We start from the raw sequence: 19,364 nt of genomic DNA, 5'->3' as shown, positions 1-19,364 counted from the left end.
CAAAGACAACGAACCGCTAAGAAGAACAACACAATGAACGCCTTCCGTTCCCTCGCCACCTATGTGGCACTGCTCATCGGCGCCGCCGGTATTCTGGTGATCCTCTATACCTGGCAGCTGCCGCCCTTTCACAATTCGGTGGAAACCACCAACGACGCCTATGTGCGCGGGCAGGTGACGCTGCTCAGCCCGCAGCTCGCCGGTTATCTTGTCGAAGTACCGGTTCAGGACTACCAGAAGGTCAAGGCGGGCGACCTGATCGCACGCATCGACGACCGCATCTTCACCCAGAAGCTGGAACAGGCCAAGGCGACCGAGGCGCAGGCGGAAGCCGCACTCGACAATTCGCAGCAGAGCCAGAAGACCGCGGAAGCCAAGATCGTTTCCGCCAAGGCCGCCGTCGAAAGCGCACAGGCTGCGCTCGATGCCGCCCGCATGGCCAATGATCGCACGACAGCGCTTCTGGAAAAGAACATCGCCAGCCAGAGCGAAGCGGAAAAGAACCGCGCCACCTACAATCAGGCGGTCGCCGCCGTACATCAGGCGCAAGCCGCCGAACAGGTGGCCGAGCAGGATCTCAATACCGTCATCGTCAGCCGCCGTTCGCTGGAGGCAACCGTCGAGGGCGCCAAGGCCGCCGTCGAGCTGGCCGATATCGACCTGCAGAACACCCGCATCACCGCGCCGCAGGACGGCACACTTGGCGAAGTCTCCGGCCGTCTTGGCCAGTATGTCTCGGCCGGCACGCAGCTGACCTCGATCGTGCCGAACCACACATGGGTCGTCGCCAATTTCAAGGAAACCCAGCTGGCCGGCATGAGCGTCGGCCAAAAGGTGACCTTCACCGTCGATTCACTCGGCCACAAGGAATTTACCGGCCGTATAGAGCGGTTTGCGCCGGCAACCGGCTCCGAATTCACCATCATCAAGGCCGACAATGCCACCGGCAACTTCACCAAGGTGGCGCAGCGCGTGCCGGTGCGGGTGGCCGTCGATGCACAGCAGCCGCTTTCGGAAAAGCTGGTGCCCGGCATGTCGGTCATCGCCAGCATCGACGTTGCCCAGAGCGGCACGGATGTGGCGAGCGCAGAAACAAACTGATCCACCGCAGCGCATGAAGGCCCCGGACACTGTTGTCCGGGGCCTTCAATTGACTGCGCAGTCTTGTGTCTCGATCAGGCGGCGCGCCGTCCATAATGGCCGGCAGGCGTGGCCTGCCGCATCTCGAAGCGCGAGAGCAGTTCCGACAGGCGCGCGCTTTCATCCGCGAGACCGGCGCCGGCTGCATTCATCTCCTCCACCATGGCGGCGTTCTGCTGTGTCACCTGATCCATATGGTTGACCGAGGTGTTGATCTCGGTGAGACCCGACGCCTGTTCCTTCGCGCCGACCGCAATGGCATCCATATGCTGGTTGATGGCGGCAACGAGATCGGCGATTTCCTTCAGGCCATTGCCGGTATCGTTGACCAGCGTCACGCCCTGCGTCACCGCTGCCTCGGAATTGCCGATTAGGACCTTGATCTCCTTGGCGGCATTGGCAGATCGCTGGGCGAGTTCACGCACTTCCTGCGCAACCACGGCAAAGCCCTTGCCCGCCTCTCCTGCACGCGCGGCTTCGACACCGGCATTCAGCGCGAGAAGGTTGGTCTGGAAAGCGATGTCGTTGATGACGCCGATGATCTGGCCGATCTGGGCCGAGGCCTGTTCGATCCGGCCCATGGCATCGATAGCGTTCGAAACTACCGAGCTGGACGTGCCGGCGCGGGTGCTGGCATGGCGCACCATTTCGCGGGCTTCGGCGGCACGTTCAGAGGTCTGCTTGACGTTGGTGGTGACCTCTTCCAGAGCCGCAGCCGTTTCCTCCAGCGAAGCGGCCTGCTGTTCCGTGCGTTTGGCCAACTGGTCGGAAGCCGTGGAAATCTCACCACTGCCGCTGCGCACCGTCAGCGCCGACTTGGCGACACCTTCCAGCGCATCACGCAGGTGGCGGACGGAACTGTTGAAATCGTGGCGCAATGCCTCGAACTGTTCGGAAAACACCTCTTCGACTTCGCAGAGCAGATCACCCGAAGCGAGGCGACGCAGACCGGTGGCGAGGCCCGAAGTCGCCTGCGTCAGGCGTTCTTCCGCTTCGCTTTCGGCGCGTTTCTGGAACGCGATCCGTTCGGCTTCCGCACTCTGGCGCGAGCGGACGGCGTCTTCTTCCAGCTGGCGATTGTGGACCGATGCCTCGCGGAACACTTCGACCGCACGCGCCATGTCGCCGATCTCGTCCTTGCGGTTCGATCCGGCAATCGTGACCGACAGGTCACCGGCGGCGAGTTTTCGCATGGCACCGGTCAGCGCGGTGATCGGGTTGGCGATGCGGAAGATGATGGTGGTGAAGCCGACGATCGACAGCGCGAGAGCGAGAAGCGTGGCGACGCCGTAAACGATGATCGACCGAAGCGAGGCGGCATTGTTGGCGGCGGTGATCGCCGTCATTTCCTTCAGGGACGCCGAGGCGATATCGGCAAGCGAGGCCTGTGCGGGACCTGCGGGCTTGCGCCAGTCATCGACATTCATGGCAAACGGCTGGCCGGCCTGGAACTGCTTGATGGCAGTGGCCTTCTGTTCGGCATAGGCGCCGGAGAAATAGGTATTCTGCGCCACCTTGTGCAGATCGCGAATGGCAGCCGGCGTGGTATCGCTGGCAACGATCTGCGAGATCACATCCCAGGCCAGAAACACGCGCGCATCCTGCACGGCGATTTCGGCAAGCTTTTCGGCCGGCAGCGGCTGCTTGGAAATGATGGCGCCGACGATGGACGAATTGGCGGTGCCGAGTTGCGTGCGCGAGGTCCATGCCAGCGAGCGCAGCTGTGTGAACATGATCATCGCCGGGCCGCGGGCATTGATGACCGCTTCGACCTGATAGGAAGCCTTTTCGAGATCGACCAGCATCTGGTCGGCGAGGGTCAGCGCGCTCTTGCCGACGCTCGCATCGCGATCCTTGACCGGCAGGGCGAGCGCCGCATCCATCTTCGGACGCAGATCCAGCCACTTGGCGTAATTGTCGAGAACCGGTCCAACGCTGGTCTTCAGACTTGCGGGTTCGACCGTGTCGATAACCGATTTGGCATCCTTGAAGGCGGCATCGAGATCACGGCGACCGTCATCGATATTTTTGCGGGTGGAGGCCATGTCGACCGGTTCCAGCTTGACCGCCGAGTTGATGGCACCACGCTCGCCGCGCATGCCGAGCAGCGCATCGAACAGAGCCTTGTCCAGTGATGCGAGACCCGCCAGCTGGCTGGATGTGTGCTGGGCGTCGATCTGGCGCAGCAATTGCTGCCCCATCAAGCCCATGACCGTCAGACTGAGAACCGCAAAAACGGTGACCAGAATATTGCGAACCGAAAACTTCATTGCAACGCCCCCAAAGGGACCGACGGGACGCAATCCCCATTGCGTGCGTCGACCCGATATCCTCCGCGCGACCGTGGCGATCTCGCATTGCAAAATGAATGTTCAATATTGACTAAATTTCCCCTAATGATTGCGGGGACAAGTGGTAGATTTCAGCCAATTTATATTGTGCGTCGCAGCATTTTTACTTGCAGCGCAAAATATCCCGGGCAAATATATTCAGGGCGAGCAAATACTCGCCCGTCCTTCGACCCAGCTCATCGCAGCTTGGCTTCAACCAAACCGGCGCAGCGCTTCGGCGAACAGATCGGCATCGACATTGCCGCCCGACGTGACGGCGATGACCGTATCGCCCTTCACCTCGTCCTTGCGGAAAAGCGCGGCGGCGAGCGCCACGGCAGCGCCGGGTTCGACAACGATCTTGAGGCGGGTGAATGCCAGCACCATCGCCTTCAGAGCTTCATCATCGCTGACCACGAGGCCGGGGCCGCACAGGCGCGAGGTGATGGGGAAGGTGACGTTGCCGGGAGCGGGCGTCAGGATGGCATCGCAGATCGATCCGCCCATGGCCGGATTGCGCTCGATCCGGCCCGAAACGAGTGATCGCGCGGTATCGTCAAAACCCTGTGGCTCGGCCGGGCGAACCAGAAAATCGGGCGCTTCGGCTTCCAGCGCCAGCGCGATGCCGGATGTCAGGCCGCCGCCGCCGCAGGGCACCAGAACCTCGGCGCGGGTGATGCCGTGCTCCTTCGCCTGCTCGGCGATTTCCAGACCGACCGTGCCCTGACCGGCCACGACATAAGGCTCATCGAAGGGGCGGATGAGGGTGAGATTGCGCTCTGCCGACAGACGTTCGCCGATGGCATCGCGATCTTCCTTCTGGCGATCATAGAGAACGACCTCGGCGCCATAGGCACGGGTATTTTCGATCTTCATGCGCGGTGCATCCGCCGGCATGATGATGACGGCCGGCACGCCGTGCATGCGCGCCGCAAGTGCCACGCCCTGCGCATGGTTGCCGGAGGAAAAGGCGATGACGCCGCGCGCCCGCGTTTCCTCGTCCAGAACCGAGATGGCAGACCATGCACCACGAAACTTGAACGACCCGGTCAGCTGCAGGCATTCCGCTTTCACGAACAGGCGGCGCCCGGCGATTTCGTCGAGAAAGGGCGAGGACAGAAAGGGCGTGCGGCGGGCATGGTTGCCGATCCGATCACGGGCGGCTCTGATCATTGCGATGTCGGTCATGAAATTCCCCGGCGCGTTTTCGTGGGCGAGAAGCGGTGCCAAAACACCATCCAGCCAATCTTGCCGTTTGCCGCAGCACTGGCAAGACCGCACGCACTGTCGTTGGGAAAAATTCAGCCGATACGGTGATAACGGCGGCGGAAATAGACCAGCGCCTCATCCTCATCCGCACCGGTCTGCATGCCCAGCACCTGACAGAACAGCACATGATGTGTGCCGCTGGCGACAGCGCTTTCGATACGACAATCAAAGGAAACGAGCGCGTCCTTCAATATCGGTGCGCCGGTATCACCCGTTGTCCATTCGCCGGCGGCAAAACGGTCTGCCTGCGGGGTGGAGCCACCGAATGCGCGGGAAATCTCTTCCTGTGCCGATGTCAGTGTGTTGACGCAAAGCACATCGTTCTTTTCGAACAGGCCGGCGACCGAGCTTGCCCGGTTGAGACAGACGAGCAGCGTCGGCGGCCTGTCGGTAACGCTGGTGACCGCGGATGCGGTAAAGCCGGCACGACCGGCAGGACCATCGGTGGTGACCACATGCACGGCGGCGGCAAGGCGCGACATGGCATCACGAAAGGCCAGTCTTGCGGTCTCTGCATCCTCTTCCGGCGTCATTCCAACTCCAAATCCCATTCCACATGCACGCGACCACGGCTGCGCATTCCATACCTATCGTCCGCGGCAGAAAGCGCAATAGCCGGCAATCACGGCTTGTCGTTCTGACCTTTGTGCGCATACTCGGCGCTCAGGATCTGCGACGGCATGCCTGGTGCAGCAGATGCCGATATCGCATGAGGGAAAGCATGACTGATTTTCGTAAGCGTTGCGTTGCACAGGATCGCGTTGTCGGCATTTTTTGCGCCATTCCGCATCCGGTCGCGATCGAGGTGTCGGCGGCCGCAGGCCCCGATTTTCTCTGCATCGACTGGGAGCATGCGCAGATCAGCCGTGAACGGATCGAGGATCTGGTGCGCGCCGCCGATGTGCGGCAGGTGCCGGCCATGGTGCGCGTGCCGGGCCACGCTTCGGAATGGACGGCCGCCGTGCTGGATGCGGGAGCGGCCGGCGTTTTGGTGCCGCGCATTTCCAATGCCGAACAGGCACGGGCGGCGGTGAAGGCCACACGTTTTCCGCCGATCGGCGAGCGAGGGCTGGGACCGGGCCGGGCCACATCCTATGGCTATCAAATCCCCGATTATCTGGCCTCCGCCAATGAGCGACTGGTGCTGGCCATTCAGGTGGAAACAGCCGAAGGGCTGGCCAATATCGACGAGATCGTCGCGGTGGACGGTATCGACGTGATCTTTGTCGGGCCGTCCGATCTGGCGGCATCACTGGGCGCCACCACGCCCGCCGATGCCGATCGACTGGATGCGGCGATCATGACCATTGCCAAGGCAACACGCCGCGCCGGCAAGGTGGCAGGTATTTTTCGCCCGACCACGGGGGATGTCGGCAAATGGGCCGAGGCCGGCATGACATTTTTCATCCTGGGCAGCGACACGCGTTATCTCGGCGCCGGCATTGCTGCGGGAATGGAGGCCGGACGCAAGGCCTGATCTACGCCCGCTTCACGCCGGGCCGAACACGGACCAGCCGGTGCGGGCGGCGAGCATTTCCAGCGCCAGCGAACCCAGCTGCGAATTGCCGTTTTCATTGAGGCCCGGCGACCACACGGTGACGGCAGCCTTGCCGGGTGCGACGGCGAGAATGCCGCCGCCGACACCGCTTTTTCCCGGCAGGCCGACACGATAGGCGAATTCGCCCGAGCCGTCATAATGGCCACAGGTGAGCATCAACGCGTTGATACGGCGGGCCCGCTGGCTGGAAACGACCGAATGGCCGGTGAGCGGATTGGTGCCGCCGGCCGCCAGAAACAGGCCGGCATGGGCCAACTGCGTGCAGGTCATGGCGAGCGCGCAGTGGTGGAAATAAACGCCGAGCACGTGTTCGACCGGATGGGTGAGCTTGCCGAAGGCGCGCATGAAATTGGCCAGCGCCGCATTGCGGAACCCGGTCGCCTCCTCCGATTTTGCAACGGCCGGATCGATGGCGATCGTTTCGTCATCGGCGAGATAACGCACGAACCGGACGATTTCGCCGATCGCCTCGCGCGGCGTATGGCCGGCGAGCACGAGGTCGCTGACCGCGATTGCACCGGCGTTGATGAACGGATTGCGCGGCTTGCCGCCTTCGTTTTCCAGCTGGACGATGGAGTTGAAGGCCGAGCCGGACGGTTCTCGGCCGACCCGGTTCCAGGTGGTTTCGCCATGCTTGCCAAGCGCCATGGTCAGCGTGAAAACCTTGGAAATACTCTGGATGGAAAACGGCTCATCGCAATCACCGACCTTGTGGACGGTGCCATCGACGGTAATCAGCGACATGCCGAATTTTTTCGGATCGACATGGGCAAGCTGGGGAATGTAATCGGCGACCTTGCCCTCGCCCAGCCGCGGCTTCAGCTCCGCGTGAATATCATCCAGGATCGCCTGCAGATCTGCCATGAAACCGCTTCCCCGTTTTTGCGCTGCGGCATTGCTGATATCAGCCGAGCCTTATGAAGCCGTTATTGTCCGATCGCCGGTGGTTGCGCAACCGGCTTGGCGCTGATCTGCGGACAGACGACGCTTTGAGAACGGCATCGCCACGCCGCCACCTTACATTCGTCAGGCGTCGGGACATGGGCAGCAATGTCTTGCCGGCAAAATTCGCTGCAGGGTCAAAAAACCTGTTTCCATTCCGGCGGGGCCATCGATATGGTCCGCCGCCAGTCACCATACCGGGTGCGCCGCAGCATGATGCGTGCCCAGCGAACGAGGAATTGATCATGAGCAGCTATGTCCTGACCGTGTCCTGCCCCACCAGCCGCGGCATTGTTGCGGCGATTTCCGGCTATCTGGCGGAAAAAGGCTGCAATATCGTCGACAGTTCGCAGTTCGACGACCTGGACGCAAAGCGCTTCTTCATGCGCATCAGCTTCATTTCTGAGGAAGGCGTCGACCGTCAGGCCCTGCTCGATGGATTTGCGCCGGTTGCGGAAAAATTCGCGATGGAAGCGGAAATCTTCGACGCATCGGAGCGCATGAAAGTGCTGCTGATGGTGTCGCGTTTCGGCCATTGCCTGAATGACCTTCTCTACCGTTCGAAGATCGGCGCGCTGCCGATCGATATCGTCGGCGTTGTCTCCAACCATTTCGATTACCAGAAACTGGTGGTCAACCACGACATTCCCTTCCACCACATCAAGGTGACGAAGGAAAACAAGCCGCAGGCCGAAGCGCAACTTCTGGAAGTGGTGGAAAATTCCGGCACCGAGCTGGTGGTTCTGGCGCGCTACATGCAGGTGCTGTCGGACGCGCTCTGCAAGAAGATGTCGGGCCGGATCATCAACATCCACCATTCCTTCCTGCCGAGCTTCAAGGGCGCCAACCCCTACAAGCAGGCCTATACGCGCGGCGTCAAACTGATCGGTGCCACGGCGCATTACGTCACCGCCGATCTCGACGAAGGTCCGATCATCGAGCAGGACACGGTGCGCGTGACCCATGCCCAGAGCCCGGAAGATTACGTCTCGCTGGGGCGTGACGTCGAGGCGCAGGTTCTGGCCCGTGCCATCCATGCACATATCCATCACCGCGTGTTCATCAACGGCAACCGCACGATCGTGTTTCCGCCAAGCCCCGGCAGCTACGCGTCGGAACGCATGGGGTGAACTGACGCACCGTGGAATATGAGCATTCGTTGGAAAACGCTCGTATTTGCCGACCATATTCGCTATGGATGACACCAAAGGGCCATGCAATCATAAATTGCATGGCCCTTTGACTCCTGCGGTTAAAATTTGGTTAAGCATTGAATGGAATGGCGTTTTGACTTCCGCACCAACATGATACGACTGCGGGACAAGAAGGGGAATCGCGGTCGTGTCTGACGAATCAATGCCCGCATCGCCGCGTTCGCTTCGCGCCATGCCGACGCTGCCCCTGTGGCTGACGGGCATTTTCCTCCTCGCCATTACCACCGTCACCGGCCTGATCCTGCTGGAGAACTACAAGAGTTCGCTGGCCGCCGGCGAAGCACGGGCGATATCCTCTGCACATGTTGTGGCAGCCCATGTCGAATGGATGATGGAAGCCAGCAACCAGGCGCTACGCCGTATCGATTCCGCGCTGGGCGACGATCCGATCGCTTCACCTGAAAACGCGCTGGCCAACATTGCCGAAGCGGTCGGAGACCTGCCTTCCGGCTTCGAATATTCGGTTTTCGATGCAAACGGCCTGCAGCGCCTTTCAAGCATTCCGAATGCCGCGCCGCTGAACCATGGCGATCGCGGTTATTTCCAGCGCCTGCGCGACGGCGAACCGATGACCGTATCGCGGCTGTTCGAGGACGAGCGCACCTCCAAGCCGGCCTTCATGATCGCACGCCGGATCACCCGCAATGCGCAATTCGTCGGCGTTGCCACGATCGCCATTCCGAACGAGACAATGGACCGTTTCTGGGCTTCGATGGGGCTTGGTCCGCATTCCACCGTTTCTGCCGTGCGCGACGACGGCTGGCTGGTGGCGCGCCGCCCGGTCTCCGCAAAGGCGGTCGATCTCAGCACCACCGAATGGTACCCGATGACGCGCACCGCGCAGTCGGGCGTCTATCACAGCCCGGTTTCGCCGATCGACGGTTATTCCCGCATTGTCGGCTTCTGGAAGGTCAATGGCTGGCCGCTGATCTCGCTGACCGCCATCGAGCGACAGGAAGTGCTGGACCAGTTCTGGAACAATGTCTGGTCCGACGCGCTGTTTGCCGTGCCGCTGATGTTCGTGCTGGTGCTGGCATCGTTCTGGATCACGCGGCTGCTCTATCGTTACGCCGCGCGCAACGAGGAACTGGAACAGGCGCTCGAGCGCAACCGCTTTCTGCTGCGCGAGATCCACCACCGCGTGAAGAACAATCTGCAGGCGGTGCTGGCGCTGGTGCGCCTGCAGCCGCTGCCGCCGGAAGCACGCAGCGACATGAGCCGCCGGGTGGGCGCGATGATTGCCGTGCATGAACAGATCTACCAGAACGACCAGTTCGAACGGGTCGACGTCGCAGCCTATGCGGAGAAGCTGATCAAGGATGTTGCTTCGGCATATGACACACCGGTTAAGCTGGATCTCGATCTGCAGGCTGTAACGGTCGACCGGGAGCAGGCGCTGCCACTCGGCATGATCATCAACGAGGTCGTATCCAACGCATTCAAATATGCCTTTGCCGGACGAAATGCCGGAACATTGACTGTTTCACTGCAGGAACAGGGCGACGAATTCAGCCTGAGCATCCGTGATGACGGACCGGGACTTGTCGTGGAAACCGAGCGGCGCGTCGGCATGGGCAGCAAGCTGATCGGCAGTTTCGTGAAGCAGTTGCACGGTACCCATACACTGCGAAACGAAAACGGCGCCGTCTTCGAGATGACGGCGCCGGTATCGATGTCGTGACGATCGGAAACGATCAGCGACGCTGGTTGTAGACATCCACGCAGACAGCGCCGAGCAGAACAAGCCCCTTGATGACCTGCTGGTAATCGATGCCGATGCCGAGAATGGACATGCCGTTGTTCATGACGCCCATCAGGAAGGCGCCGATGACCGCGCCGGTAACCTTGCCGACACCACCATAAGCCGAGGCGCCGCCGATGAAGCAGGCCGCGATGACGTCAAGCTCGAAGCCGGTACCGGCTTTTGGCGTGGCGCTGTTCAAACGCGCGGCAACAACGAGGCCGGCAAGCGCTGCCAGAACGCCCATGTTGACGAAGGTCCAGAACACCAGACGCGTGGTCTTGATACCCGACAGTTCGGCTGCGCGGGCATTGCCGCCGACGGCATAGATCTGCCGGCCGAGAATGGTGCGGTTGGTGAAGAAGCCATAGGCGACGATCAGCACGGCCATGATGATCAGCACGTTGGGCAGGCCGCGATGCGAGGAGATCAGGTAGGCGACGTAACCGACGGCGGCGAGAACGAGAATGTTCTTGCCGATGAAGAAACCGAAAGGCTCGCTTTCGACCTCATGCATGACGCGGCGCGAGCGGCTGCGAACATTCTGCCAGACGAGCAGGGCTGCGAGAATGAGGCCGATAAGCAACGAGGTCAGATAGATGCCGCCATCCGACGAGATCAGTTCGACGACGTAGCCGGAGGACAGTTTCTGGAAGATCGGCGGGAACGGGCCGATGGCCTGGCTGCCGAGGATGGCGATCATCAGACCACGGAAGACCAGCATGCCGGCGAGCGTGACGATGAAGGACGGGATCTTGAAATAGGCGACAAAATACCCCTGGACGCCGCCGATCACACCACCAACCACAAGGCAGGCGATGATCGAGAGCCAGATATCGACGCCCCAGCGGACCATCAACAGGCCGGCAAGGCCGCCGATAAAGCCAGCCACAGAGCCGACCGAAAGGTCGATATGGCCGGTGACGATGACCATCAGCATGCCCAGCGCCATGATGACGATATAGGAGTTCTGCAGGATGATGTTGGTGACGTTGAGCGGCTTCAAAAGAATGCCGTCGGTGGCGAACTGGAAGAAGATGACGATGACGACCAGCGAGATCAGCATGCCGTAGTCGCGAAGGTTTTCCTTCCAGAAACCGGTCGCCGCTTTGGGAGCGATAGTTGCTTCCTGTGGAGTGCTCATGGGTTTATCTCCCCTTGCGGCGCATGATGGCGCGCATGATATTTTCCTGCGTAGCCTCTTCGCCGGCCACTTCGCCGACAAATTCGCCCTCGTGCATCACCATGATCCGGTCGCATGTGCCGATAAGCTCGGGCATTTCCGACGAGATCACGACGACGGCCTTACCGGCATCCGCAAGTTCGTTGATGATGGAATAGATTTCGTATTTCGCGCCGACATCGATACCGCGTGTCGGCTCGTCGAGGATGAGGATATCCGGGCTGGTGAACAGCCATTTCGACAGCACCACCTTCTGCTGGTTGCCGCCCGAAAGTTTTCCGGTTTCCTGATAGACGTTATGGCTGCGTATCCGCATGCGGGTGCGGAATTCCTGCGCCACCTTCATTTCCTTGATGTCGTCGATCACGCCCGAGCTCGAAACACCGCCGAGATGCGCAAGCGAGACATTCTTGCGGATATCCTCCGCCAGGATCAGGCCCAGATGCTTGCGGTCTTCGGTGACATAGGCAAGGCCCGCCTTGATGGCCTTGTGAACGTCGGACGTATCCACTTCCTTGCCGTGGATTTTCACGGTGCCGGTGATATCGCGGCCATAGGCGCGGCCGAACACGCTCATGGCGAATTCGGTGCGTCCGGCGCCCATCAGGCCCGAAATGCCGACGACTTCGCCGGCCCGAACCTTCATCGAGACATTCTTGACCATCTGCCGGCTGGAATGCTGCGGATGGTATACGGACCAGTTCTCGACCTCGAAGATCACCTCGCCGATTTTCGGCGTGCGGGCCGGATAGCGGCTTTCGAGATCGCGGTCGACCATGCGGCGGACGATCTCGTCCTCATCGACCGCACCCTCGTGACAATCGAGCGTGCCAACGGTGCGACCATCGCGCAGAACCGTAATGCGGTCGGCGACTTCGGTGATCTCGTTCAGCTTGTGGCTGATCATGATCGAGGTGATGCCGGCGCGACGGAATTCCTTCAGAAGCTCCAGAAGGGCGGCGCTATCGGTCTCGTTAAGCGAGGCCGTCGGCTCGTCGAGGATCAGCAGGCGTACGTCTTTCGACAGCGCCTTGGCGATTTCCACCAGCTGCTGCTTGCCGACGCCGAGATTGGTGATCAGCGTTTCCGGCGCTTCGGTCAGCCCCACCTTGGCGAGCAATTCGCGGGTGCGCCGATAGCGGGTATCGCGATCGATGACGCCGAATTTTGCCGGCGCCTTGGCGAGAAAGATATTCTCCGCAATCGACATCAGCGGGATCAGCGCAAGTTCCTGATGGATGATGATGATGCCGAGCTTTTCGCTGTCGTTGATATCGCGAAAATGCCGTTCTTCGCCGCCGAAAAGGATAGAGCCCTCGTAGGAACCGTGCGGGTAAACGCCCGAAAGGACCTTCATCAAGGTGGACTTGCCGGCGCCATTTTCGCCGACGAGCGCGTGGATCTCGCCTTCCCTGACATCAAAACTGACATCGGAGAGCGCCTTCACGGCGCCAAAACTTTTCGAAATGGCGCGCATTTCAAGAATAGGCGGCTTTTCCGCAGCAGATATTACGGGATCAAGCATGACAACTCCCAATATAAAGGAACCGCGCGGCTAAAACGCCGCGCGGCATTATCGAATTACTTGATCTGTGCTTCGGTGTAGTAACCGCTCTTGACCAGAAGATCGACATTGGTCTTGTCGATGGCAACCGGCTTCAGCAGGTAGGACGGTACGACCTTGTTGCCGTTATTGTAGGTCTTGGTGTCGTTAACCTGCGGTTCCTTGCCGTTCATGACGGCATCGACCATGTCGACGGTGACCTTTGCAAGGTCACGGGTGTCCTTGAAGATGGTCGAATACTGTTCGCCGGCGATGATCGACTTGACCGAAGGCACTTCAGCGTCCTGACCGGAAACGAAAGGCATCGGCGAGTCGCCGGAGCCGTAACCAACGCCCTTGACCGACGACAGGATGCCGATCGAGATACCGTCGTAAGGCGACAGAACAGCGTTCAGCTTCTTGTCGGAATAGGTCGAGGACAGGATGGCGTCCATACGAGCCTGTGCGGTTGCCGGGTCCCAACGCAGGGTGGCGACCTTGTCCATGCCGGTCTGGCCGGAGCCGACAACGAGCGTGCCCTTGTCGATCAGCGGCTGAAGAACGCTCATGGCGCCGTCATAGAAGAAGTAGGCGTTGTTATCGTCCGGCGAACCGCCGAACAGTTCGATGTTGAACGGGCCCTTTTCGGTGTCGGCCTTGAGGGCCTTGACCAGCGTGGTTGCCTGCAGAACGCCAACCTGGAAGTTATCGAAGGTCGCGTAATAGTCGACATTCGGCGTGTCGCGGATCAGGCGGTCATAAGCGATGACCTTGATGCCGGCCGTATGGGCCTGGGCAAGGACGTCCGACAGCGTCGTGCCGTCGATCGAGGCGACCACGAGCACCTTGGCGCCCTTGGTGATCATGTTTTCGATCTGCGAAAGCTGGTTCGGGATATCGTCTTCGGCGTACTGGAGATCGGTCTGGTAACCGCGCTCCTGCAGAACCTTGATCATGTTGTCGCCGTCGGCGATCCAGCGCGCCGAGGACTTGGTCGGCATGGCAACGCCGACGAGGCCCTTGTCGGCCGCAAATGCCGGTGCGGCAAAGGCGACGGCAGCAGCGATCGCCACCGTCGACAGATATTTGAATATAGTCATGGCTTCTCTCCCAAAAAAAGCGTGCTCCCAACGAGCCGCTTGATCCTCCAGATGACGGCCGGCGGCCGTCACCAATTCCTCGTGCTCCTCGGCGGCGCGCGAGACGCCGCCGTTCAATCAGTCTGTGTGCAGCATCGCCCGAAAACCACCCCTGATTTTCAGTGGGAATGCTAGTGGTTGTCGCGCGGCAGACCTGCAGTCTGGGCGATGCGCTGGTATTTGATCGCCGGCTCGAGAACCGCACCGGATTCCATCTGCCCGACGATGCCACGCTGGATTTCCTGCCATGGCGTCTGATGCTTGGGGTACTGGTAGCCACCATCGGCCGCGAGTGCCTTGTGACGCGCTTCCAGTTCCTCCGGCGAAATCAGGATATCCGCCGTACCGCGGCCGACATCGATGCGCACGCGGTCGCCGGTGCGCAGGATGGCGAGACCGCCGCCTGCCGCCGCTTCCGGCGAGGCATTGAGGATGGACGGGCTGCCGGATGTACCGGACTGGCGACCATCACCAACGCAAGGCAGCGAGCTGATGCCTTCCTTGAGCAGATAATCCGGGGCACGCATGTTGACGACTTCGGCAGCACCCGGATAACCGATCGGGCCGGCACCGCGCATGAACAGCACCGTCGTGCCGTCGATGGCGAGCGACGGATCGTCGATGCGGTGATGGTAATCTTCCGGTCCATCGAACACCACAGCACGGCCCTCGAAGGCTTCCGGGTCGTTCGGATTGGACAGGTAGCGATTGCGGAATTCTTCCGAGATCACGCTCTTTTTCATGATGGCCGAGTTGAACAGGTTGCCGCGCAGGACGCGGAAACCGGCATGCGGCTTCAGCGGATTGTCGTAGGTGCGGATGACCTTGTCGTCCTCGATCACCGCGCCGCGACAGTTTTCACCGATCGTCTTGCCGTTGACCGTCATCGCATCCTCGTGGATGAGACCCTGCGTCATCAGCTGGTTGACGACGGCCGGAACACCGCCGGCATGGTAATAGTCTTCGCCGAGATATTCGCCGGCCGGCTGCAGGTTGACCAGCAGCGGCACTTCCTCGCCGTAATGCTGCCAGTCATCGACCGTCAGTTCCACGCCGATATGGCGGGCGAGACCGTTGAGGTGGATCGGCGCATTGGTGGAGCCGCCGATCGCCGAGTTGACGCGGATTGCGTTGATGAAAGCTTCCTTGGTCATGATGTCGGAAGGCTTCAGGTCTTCCCGGACCATGTCGACGATGCGCAGGCCGGTGAGATAGGAAACTTCCTGACGGTCGCGATACGGCGCCGGGATGGCAGCCGAACCGGGAAGCTGCATGCCGAGCGCTTCGGCAAGCGAGTTCATGGTCGTTGCCGTGCCCATCGTGTTGCAATAACCGGTGGACGGCGCCGAGGAAGCGACCAGCTTGACGAAGCCGGCATAATCGATCTCGCCCTTGGCCAGCAGTTCGCGCGCCTTCCAGACGATGGTGCCGGAACCGGTACGCTCGCCACGGAACCAGCCGTTCAGCATCGGGCCGACGGAAAGCGCAATGGCCGGGATGTTGACGGTGGCCGCCGCCATCAGACAGGCCGGCGTGGTCTTGTCGCAGCCGATGGTCAGCACGACGCCATCGAGCGGGTAGCCATAGAGCACTTCGACGAGGCCGAGATAGGCGAGGTTACGGTCGAGGCCCGCCGTCGGGCGTTTTCCCGTTTCCTGGATCGGGTGGACCGGGAATTCGATGGCGATGCCACCGGCTTCACGAATGCCTTCGCGCAGGCGATGTGCCAGTTCCAGATGGTGACGGTTGCAGGGCGAAAGATCCGAACCGGTCTGGGCGATGCCGATGATCGGGCGATCCGACTGCAGCTCTGCCTGGCTGAGGCCAAAGTTCATGTAACGCTCGAGATAAAGCGCCGTCATGTCGACATTGTCGGGATTGTCGAACCAGGCGCGCGAGCGCAGCTTGCGGCCCTTTGCAGCTTCGACGATGGCTTTCGGATCGTGGTTTTCGGAATTGCTCATGATGCGGTTCTCGAATTGAAAGATGGGGCGGATCGAGTGTTCATCTCAATCCTCGAACGCTTCGACGGTGAGGCGACGGCCAAGCATGAAGGCGTCGGCCACATGCACCAGCGGTGAAAGATCGGCATCGATGCCGGCATTGGGCACGAGTTCGACGAAACGCTCATAAAGACGGCGATATTCGTGGTCTTCCTCGACGATCTGCGGCTTGCCATCAACGATCAGGCGACTGCCGCCATGCGTCATGACGATGGAGCCTTCCGCCGTGTCGATGCGGATATCCCAGGTCTGCGGTCCGGTCTGGCGCCAGTCGAATTCGGCCGTCAGCGGAATGCCGCCGGCGGTTTCGAATGCGAGACTGGCGGCGATCGGCGCTGCCCGGTTGGCCGGGAAGGACAGATCGGATGACGTCAGGTGAAAACTGTCCGGCATGATGCGGGTGACGATGGACAGCGCATTGATGCCCGGGTCGAACACGCCGAGGCCACCCGGTTCCCAGATCCAGGCCTGACCCGGATGCCAGTGACGCACGTCTTCCTTCCATTCGACGGCAACGGAGCGAATGGTGCGCGTTGCCAGCATGTCACGGACCGGCTCGACGGCGGCGGCGGCACGCGAATGCCATGTCGTGTAGAGGCTCACGCCCTTGTCACGCGCCAGGCGCTCCAGCGCATAGACTTCCGACAGGGTCGTGCCCGGCGGTTTTTCCAGCATCAGGTGCTTGCCGGCTTCGATGGCGGCCTTGGCCTGCGCGAAACGGCCCTGCGGCGGCGTGCACAGAGAGACCGCATCGAGTTCGACACCCGATGCCAGCATTTCCTCGATGTCGCGGAAACAGTGAACACCATCCAGTGCGGCGTTGCGACTGGCCACCGCCGTCAGTTCGATACCGTCGGTCGCAGCGATGGCACCGAGGTGCTGATCCCTTGCGATCTTGCCGAGCCCGACGATGCCGAGACGAATATTACCCATTCCAGTCTTCCTTTAAAGCTTGCGCACGTCGACCGACGTCGCCGCGGCGACGGACAAGCGATTGACGAGGGGAAGCTTGAACGGCGCTGCCGAGATTTCAAAAACGTCGCCCGGTTCGGTCTTGATGCCTTCGGAGAAGGACAGCGTTGCAGTGCCGAAGAAATGCACATGCAGATCGCCCGGTCGGCGGAAAATATCGTACTTGAAATTGTGGTGTTCGAGATTGGCAATCGTGTGCGACATGTTCGCCTCGCCCGACAGGAAAGGCTTTTCGAACACGGTCTTGCCATCCCGCAGAATGCGCGACGTACCTTCCACATGCTCCGGCAGATCGCCGACCAGCAGTTCCGGGCCAAGGCCTGCCTGACGCAGCTTGGAATGGGCAAGCCAGAGGTAATTGCCCTTTTCGGTGACGTGATCTGAAAACTCGTTGGCGAGGCAGAAACCGACGCGGTAGGTGACGCCGTCATCGCCGATCAGATAGATGCCGGCCAGTTCCGGTTCTTCGCCGCCATCAAGCGCGAAGGCAGGCGATTGCAAATCCTCCCCGGTGGCACGCAACTGCGAGCCGTCACCCTTGTAGAACCATTCCGGCTGCACGCCTTCCTGACCGGCTTTCGGCTTGCCGCCTTCGACGCCCATCAGGAACATGCGCATGGAATCGGTCGGCTTTTCCGCCGATTGCGCCGCCTTGTGCATCTTGTCGCGACCATCGGCCGAACCGAGATGCGTCAGGCCGGTGCCGGCGACGATGAAATGGGCTGGATCGGGATGCGTGATTGGGAGACGAATACGCTTTTCGGCGGCTGCCTTTTCGAGATCGACCGCGTCGCCGAAACCGGACGTCTTGATCTGTTCAGCCAGGGACTTTCCAGCCGCGATGGCCTGTCGGGCCAGTTCGTATGTGGAGGCGGCACCCGTCACCACACGCGCCTCGCCTTCACCATCCCACGCAACGACACGCACCGTGCCGGTTTCATCCGCAACCTGAAGAATTCGCAGCATAAACAAATCACCTGTAGGTGTTTCACTCCCGCCCGGCGCCTCCTCAGGGCCGAACACTCCCCGGCATCTGCGCCATAGTGACGCGTCGCCGATAAATATGACTATTGGATGGAGGCTCGGATTGTCAAGCAGCGGAAATTGGCAATAAGCATCGAAATTGATCAAGCCATCGCTGATATTATAGGCGATTTCAAACGTTTATATCCCGCATGAGTAGGGACGCCCTGCAAAATGCTACTTTTTTGAGAAAATTCCGCTTGCAAAAGTATGACTATATGCTCAGTTAGCTTTGCACTTGCTAAGTTTCATCTCTGGGAGGATTTAAGATGAGAACAGCATTCGCGGCGCTTGGCGTCGCATTCACACTTTCCCTTGCAACCAGTGTTTCCGCAGCCTCGCTGACGGTCGGCTTTTCGCAGATCGGCTCCGAATCGGGCTGGCGTGCGGCCGAAACGACAGTGACCAAGCAGGAAGCCGAAAAACGCGGCGTGACGCTGAAATTCGCCGACGCGCAGCAGAAGCAGGAAAACCAGATCAAGGCGATCCGCGGCTTCATTGCCCAGGGCGTCGATGCGATCCTGATCGCACCGGTGGTCGCCACCGGCTGGGATGCAGTCCTGAAGGAAGCCAAGGAAGAGAAGATCCCGGTGATCCTGCTCGACCGCGAAATCGAGTCGCCAAAGGATCTTTACCTGACAGCCGTCACCTCCGATCAGGTGCATGAAGGCAAGGTTGCCGGCGAATGGCTTGCCAAGGATGTCGGTTCCAAGGACTGCAAGGTCGTGGAACTGCAGGGCACGACCGGTTCTTCGCCGGCCATCAACCGCAAGAAGGGTTTTGAAGAAGGCATCAAGGCCGCTTCGAACATCAAGATCGTGCGCTCGCAGACCGGTGACTTCACCCGCACCAAGGGCAAGGAAGTCATGGAAAGCTTCATCAAGGCGGAAGGCGGCGGCAAGGATATCTGTGCCGTTTACGCGCACAATGACGACATGGCCGTCGGCGCCATCCAGGCGATCAAGGAAGCCGGCCTGAAACCGGGTACCGACATCAAGATCGTTTCGATCGACGCCGTGCCGGACATTTTTCAGGCCATGGCAAAGGGTGAGGCCAACGCCACCGTTGAACTGACCCCGAACATGGCCGGCCCCGCCTTCGATGCGCTCGATGCGTATCTGAAGGACAAGAAGGAGCCGAAAAAATGGATCCAGACCGAATCCAAGCTCTACACCCAAAAGGACGACCCGATGAAGGTGTACGAGTCCAAGAAGGGCCTCGGTTACTGATCCCTGCCCTCAAGGCATAACGAAAGCGGGCATTCGCTGAATTGCCCGCATCACTGACGCAAGACGGGCGGCGCGTTT

At 60.6% G+C, this 19,364-nt stretch carries 15 protein-coding genes; 5 read left to right on the top strand and 10 right to left on the bottom strand.

The window, feature by feature from the left end:
- Positions 1 to 33 precede the first annotated feature (33 nt).
- Positions 34 to 1,101 (top strand): HlyD family secretion protein, encoded by a 1,068-nt coding sequence (locus EDF70_RS16175; protein WP_132275456.1) that lies wholly within the window; start codon positions 34 to 36, stop codon positions 1,099 to 1,101.
- Positions 1,102 to 1,175: 74 nt separating this feature from the next.
- Here the strand turns inward: EDF70_RS16175 and EDF70_RS16170 are convergent, their stop codons facing one another.
- From EDF70_RS16170 to EDF70_RS16160, 3 genes are all read right to left on the bottom strand, one after another.
- On the bottom strand, positions 1,176 to 3,410 hold the full coding sequence (locus tag EDF70_RS16170) for a HAMP domain-containing methyl-accepting chemotaxis protein (RefSeq protein ID WP_132275453.1): 2,235 nt from the start codon (positions 3,408 to 3,410) through the stop codon (positions 1,176 to 1,178).
- Positions 3,411 to 3,683: 273 nt separating this feature from the next.
- The gene (locus tag EDF70_RS16165) at positions 3,684 to 4,658 is read right to left on the bottom strand and encodes a threonine/serine dehydratase (RefSeq protein WP_132275450.1); all 975 of its coding nucleotides are present in this window, start codon (positions 4,656 to 4,658) and stop codon (positions 3,684 to 3,686) included.
- 113 nt (positions 4,659 to 4,771) lie between these two features.
- A complete protein-coding gene (locus EDF70_RS16160) occupies positions 4,772 to 5,272 on the bottom strand; it encodes a flavin reductase (protein ID WP_207908264.1) in 501 nt (166 codons plus the stop codon).
- Positions 5,273 to 5,460: 188 nt separating this feature from the next.
- Here EDF70_RS16160 and EDF70_RS16155 point away from each other — a divergent pair, with 188 nt between their 5' ends.
- On the top strand, positions 5,461 to 6,216 hold the full coding sequence (locus EDF70_RS16155) for an aldolase/citrate lyase family protein (protein WP_132275444.1): 756 nt from the start codon (positions 5,461 to 5,463) through the stop codon (positions 6,214 to 6,216).
- Between the two features lie 12 nt (positions 6,217 to 6,228).
- Here EDF70_RS16155 and EDF70_RS16150 read toward each other — a convergent pair whose 3' ends face one another.
- The gene (locus EDF70_RS16150; RefSeq protein ID WP_132275441.1) at positions 6,229 to 7,161 is read right to left on the bottom strand and encodes a glutaminase; all 933 of its coding nucleotides are present in this window, start codon (positions 7,159 to 7,161) and stop codon (positions 6,229 to 6,231) included.
- 323 nt (positions 7,162 to 7,484) lie between these two features.
- Between EDF70_RS16150 and purU the strand changes: the two genes are divergently transcribed.
- Both purU and EDF70_RS16140 read left to right on the top strand, forming a co-directional pair.
- Positions 7,485 to 8,369: a formyltetrahydrofolate deformylase gene (gene purU, locus EDF70_RS16145; RefSeq protein ID WP_132275438.1), complete on the top strand. Its 885-nt coding sequence runs from the start codon at positions 7,485 to 7,487 to the stop codon at positions 8,367 to 8,369.
- A gap of 211 nt (positions 8,370 to 8,580) precedes the next feature.
- The gene (locus EDF70_RS16140) at positions 8,581 to 10,134 is read left to right on the top strand and encodes a histidine kinase dimerization/phosphoacceptor domain -containing protein (protein ID WP_132275434.1); all 1,554 of its coding nucleotides are present in this window, start codon (positions 8,581 to 8,583) and stop codon (positions 10,132 to 10,134) included.
- A gap of 13 nt (positions 10,135 to 10,147) precedes the next feature.
- On the opposite strand, the gene mmsB is transcribed toward EDF70_RS16140, so the two are convergent.
- The 6 genes from mmsB to araD1 all read right to left on the bottom strand — a co-directional run bounded on the left by mmsB (position 10,148) and on the right by araD1 (position 18,000).
- Positions 10,148 to 11,338 (bottom strand): multiple monosaccharide ABC transporter permease, encoded by a 1,191-nt coding sequence (mmsB, locus tag EDF70_RS16135; RefSeq protein WP_132275430.1) that lies wholly within the window; start codon positions 11,336 to 11,338, stop codon positions 10,148 to 10,150.
- 4 nt (positions 11,339 to 11,342) lie between these two features.
- Positions 11,343 to 12,902 carry a multiple monosaccharide ABC transporter ATP-binding protein gene (gene mmsA, locus EDF70_RS16130; RefSeq protein ID WP_132275427.1) on the bottom strand — a complete coding sequence of 520 codons (1,560 nt, stop codon included), beginning with the start codon at positions 12,900 to 12,902 and terminating at the stop codon, positions 11,343 to 11,345.
- Positions 12,903 to 12,958: 56 nt separating this feature from the next.
- Positions 12,959 to 14,020: a multiple monosaccharide ABC transporter substrate-binding protein gene (chvE, locus tag EDF70_RS16125; RefSeq protein ID WP_132275424.1), complete on the bottom strand. Its 1,062-nt coding sequence runs from the start codon at positions 14,018 to 14,020 to the stop codon at positions 12,959 to 12,961.
- Between the two features lie 170 nt (positions 14,021 to 14,190).
- Positions 14,191 to 16,023: an IlvD/Edd family dehydratase gene (locus tag EDF70_RS16120; RefSeq protein ID WP_132275422.1), complete on the bottom strand. Its 1,833-nt coding sequence runs from the start codon at positions 16,021 to 16,023 to the stop codon at positions 14,191 to 14,193.
- A gap of 45 nt (positions 16,024 to 16,068) precedes the next feature.
- Positions 16,069 to 16,995, bottom strand: coding sequence for a Gfo/Idh/MocA family oxidoreductase (locus EDF70_RS16115; protein ID WP_132275419.1), 927 nt, complete (start codon positions 16,993 to 16,995; stop codon positions 16,069 to 16,071).
- 12 nt (positions 16,996 to 17,007) lie between these two features.
- Positions 17,008 to 18,000, bottom strand: a complete 993-nt coding sequence (araD1, locus tag EDF70_RS16110) for an AraD1 family protein (protein ID WP_132275416.1) — start codon at positions 17,998 to 18,000, stop codon at positions 17,008 to 17,010.
- 326 nt (positions 18,001 to 18,326) lie between these two features.
- Here araD1 and ytfQ point away from each other — a divergent pair, with 326 nt between their 5' ends.
- Positions 18,327 to 19,286 carry a galactofuranose ABC transporter, galactofuranose-binding protein YtfQ gene (gene ytfQ / locus EDF70_RS16105; protein WP_112729724.1) on the top strand — a complete coding sequence of 320 codons (960 nt, stop codon included), beginning with the start codon at positions 18,327 to 18,329 and terminating at the stop codon, positions 19,284 to 19,286.
- The last annotated feature ends 78 nt before the right edge of the window (positions 19,287 to 19,364 follow it).

This window comes from Neorhizobium sp. JUb45 (assembly GCF_004343585.1).
GTDB lineage: Bacteria > Pseudomonadota > Alphaproteobacteria > Rhizobiales > Rhizobiaceae > Neorhizobium.
The sequence above is the reverse complement of the archived record's forward strand: the minus strand, read 5'-3'. Positions and strand labels throughout refer to the sequence as shown.

Bases quoted from the DNA above. Each gene is read 5' to 3' on its own strand.
- purU (WP_132275438.1), top strand. From the start codon at position 7,485: ATGAGCAGCTATGTCCTGACCGTGTCCTGCCCCACCAGCCGCGGCATT.
- EDF70_RS16120 (WP_132275422.1), bottom strand. From the start codon at position 16,023: ATGAGCAATTCCGAAAACCACGATCCGAAAGCCATCGTCGAAGCTGCA.
- EDF70_RS16170 (WP_132275453.1), bottom strand. From the start codon at position 3,410: ATGAAGTTTTCGGTTCGCAATATTCTGGTCACCGTTTTTGCGGTTCTC.
- EDF70_RS16150 (WP_132275441.1), bottom strand. From the start codon at position 7,161: ATGGCAGATCTGCAGGCGATCCTGGATGATATTCACGCGGAGCTGAAG.
- mmsA (WP_132275427.1), bottom strand. From the start codon at position 12,902: ATGCTTGATCCCGTAATATCTGCTGCGGAAAAGCCGCCTATTCTTGAA.
- ytfQ (WP_112729724.1), top strand. From the start codon at position 18,327: ATGAGAACAGCATTCGCGGCGCTTGGCGTCGCATTCACACTTTCCCTT.
- EDF70_RS16165 (WP_132275450.1), bottom strand. From the start codon at position 4,658: ATGACCGACATCGCAATGATCAGAGCCGCCCGTGATCGGATCGGCAAC.
- mmsB (WP_132275430.1), bottom strand. From the start codon at position 11,338: ATGAGCACTCCACAGGAAGCAACTATCGCTCCCAAAGCGGCGACCGGT.
- araD1 (WP_132275416.1), bottom strand. From the start codon at position 18,000: ATGCTGCGAATTCTTCAGGTTGCGGATGAAACCGGCACGGTGCGTGTC.
- EDF70_RS16160 (WP_207908264.1), bottom strand. From the start codon at position 5,272: ATGACGCCGGAAGAGGATGCAGAGACCGCAAGACTGGCCTTTCGTGAT.
- chvE (WP_132275424.1), bottom strand. From the start codon at position 14,020: ATGACTATATTCAAATATCTGTCGACGGTGGCGATCGCTGCTGCCGTC.
- EDF70_RS16155 (WP_132275444.1), top strand. From the start codon at position 5,461: ATGACTGATTTTCGTAAGCGTTGCGTTGCACAGGATCGCGTTGTCGGC.
- EDF70_RS16115 (WP_132275419.1), bottom strand. From the start codon at position 16,995: ATGGGTAATATTCGTCTCGGCATCGTCGGGCTCGGCAAGATCGCAAGG.
- EDF70_RS16175 (WP_132275456.1), top strand. From the start codon at position 34: ATGAACGCCTTCCGTTCCCTCGCCACCTATGTGGCACTGCTCATCGGC.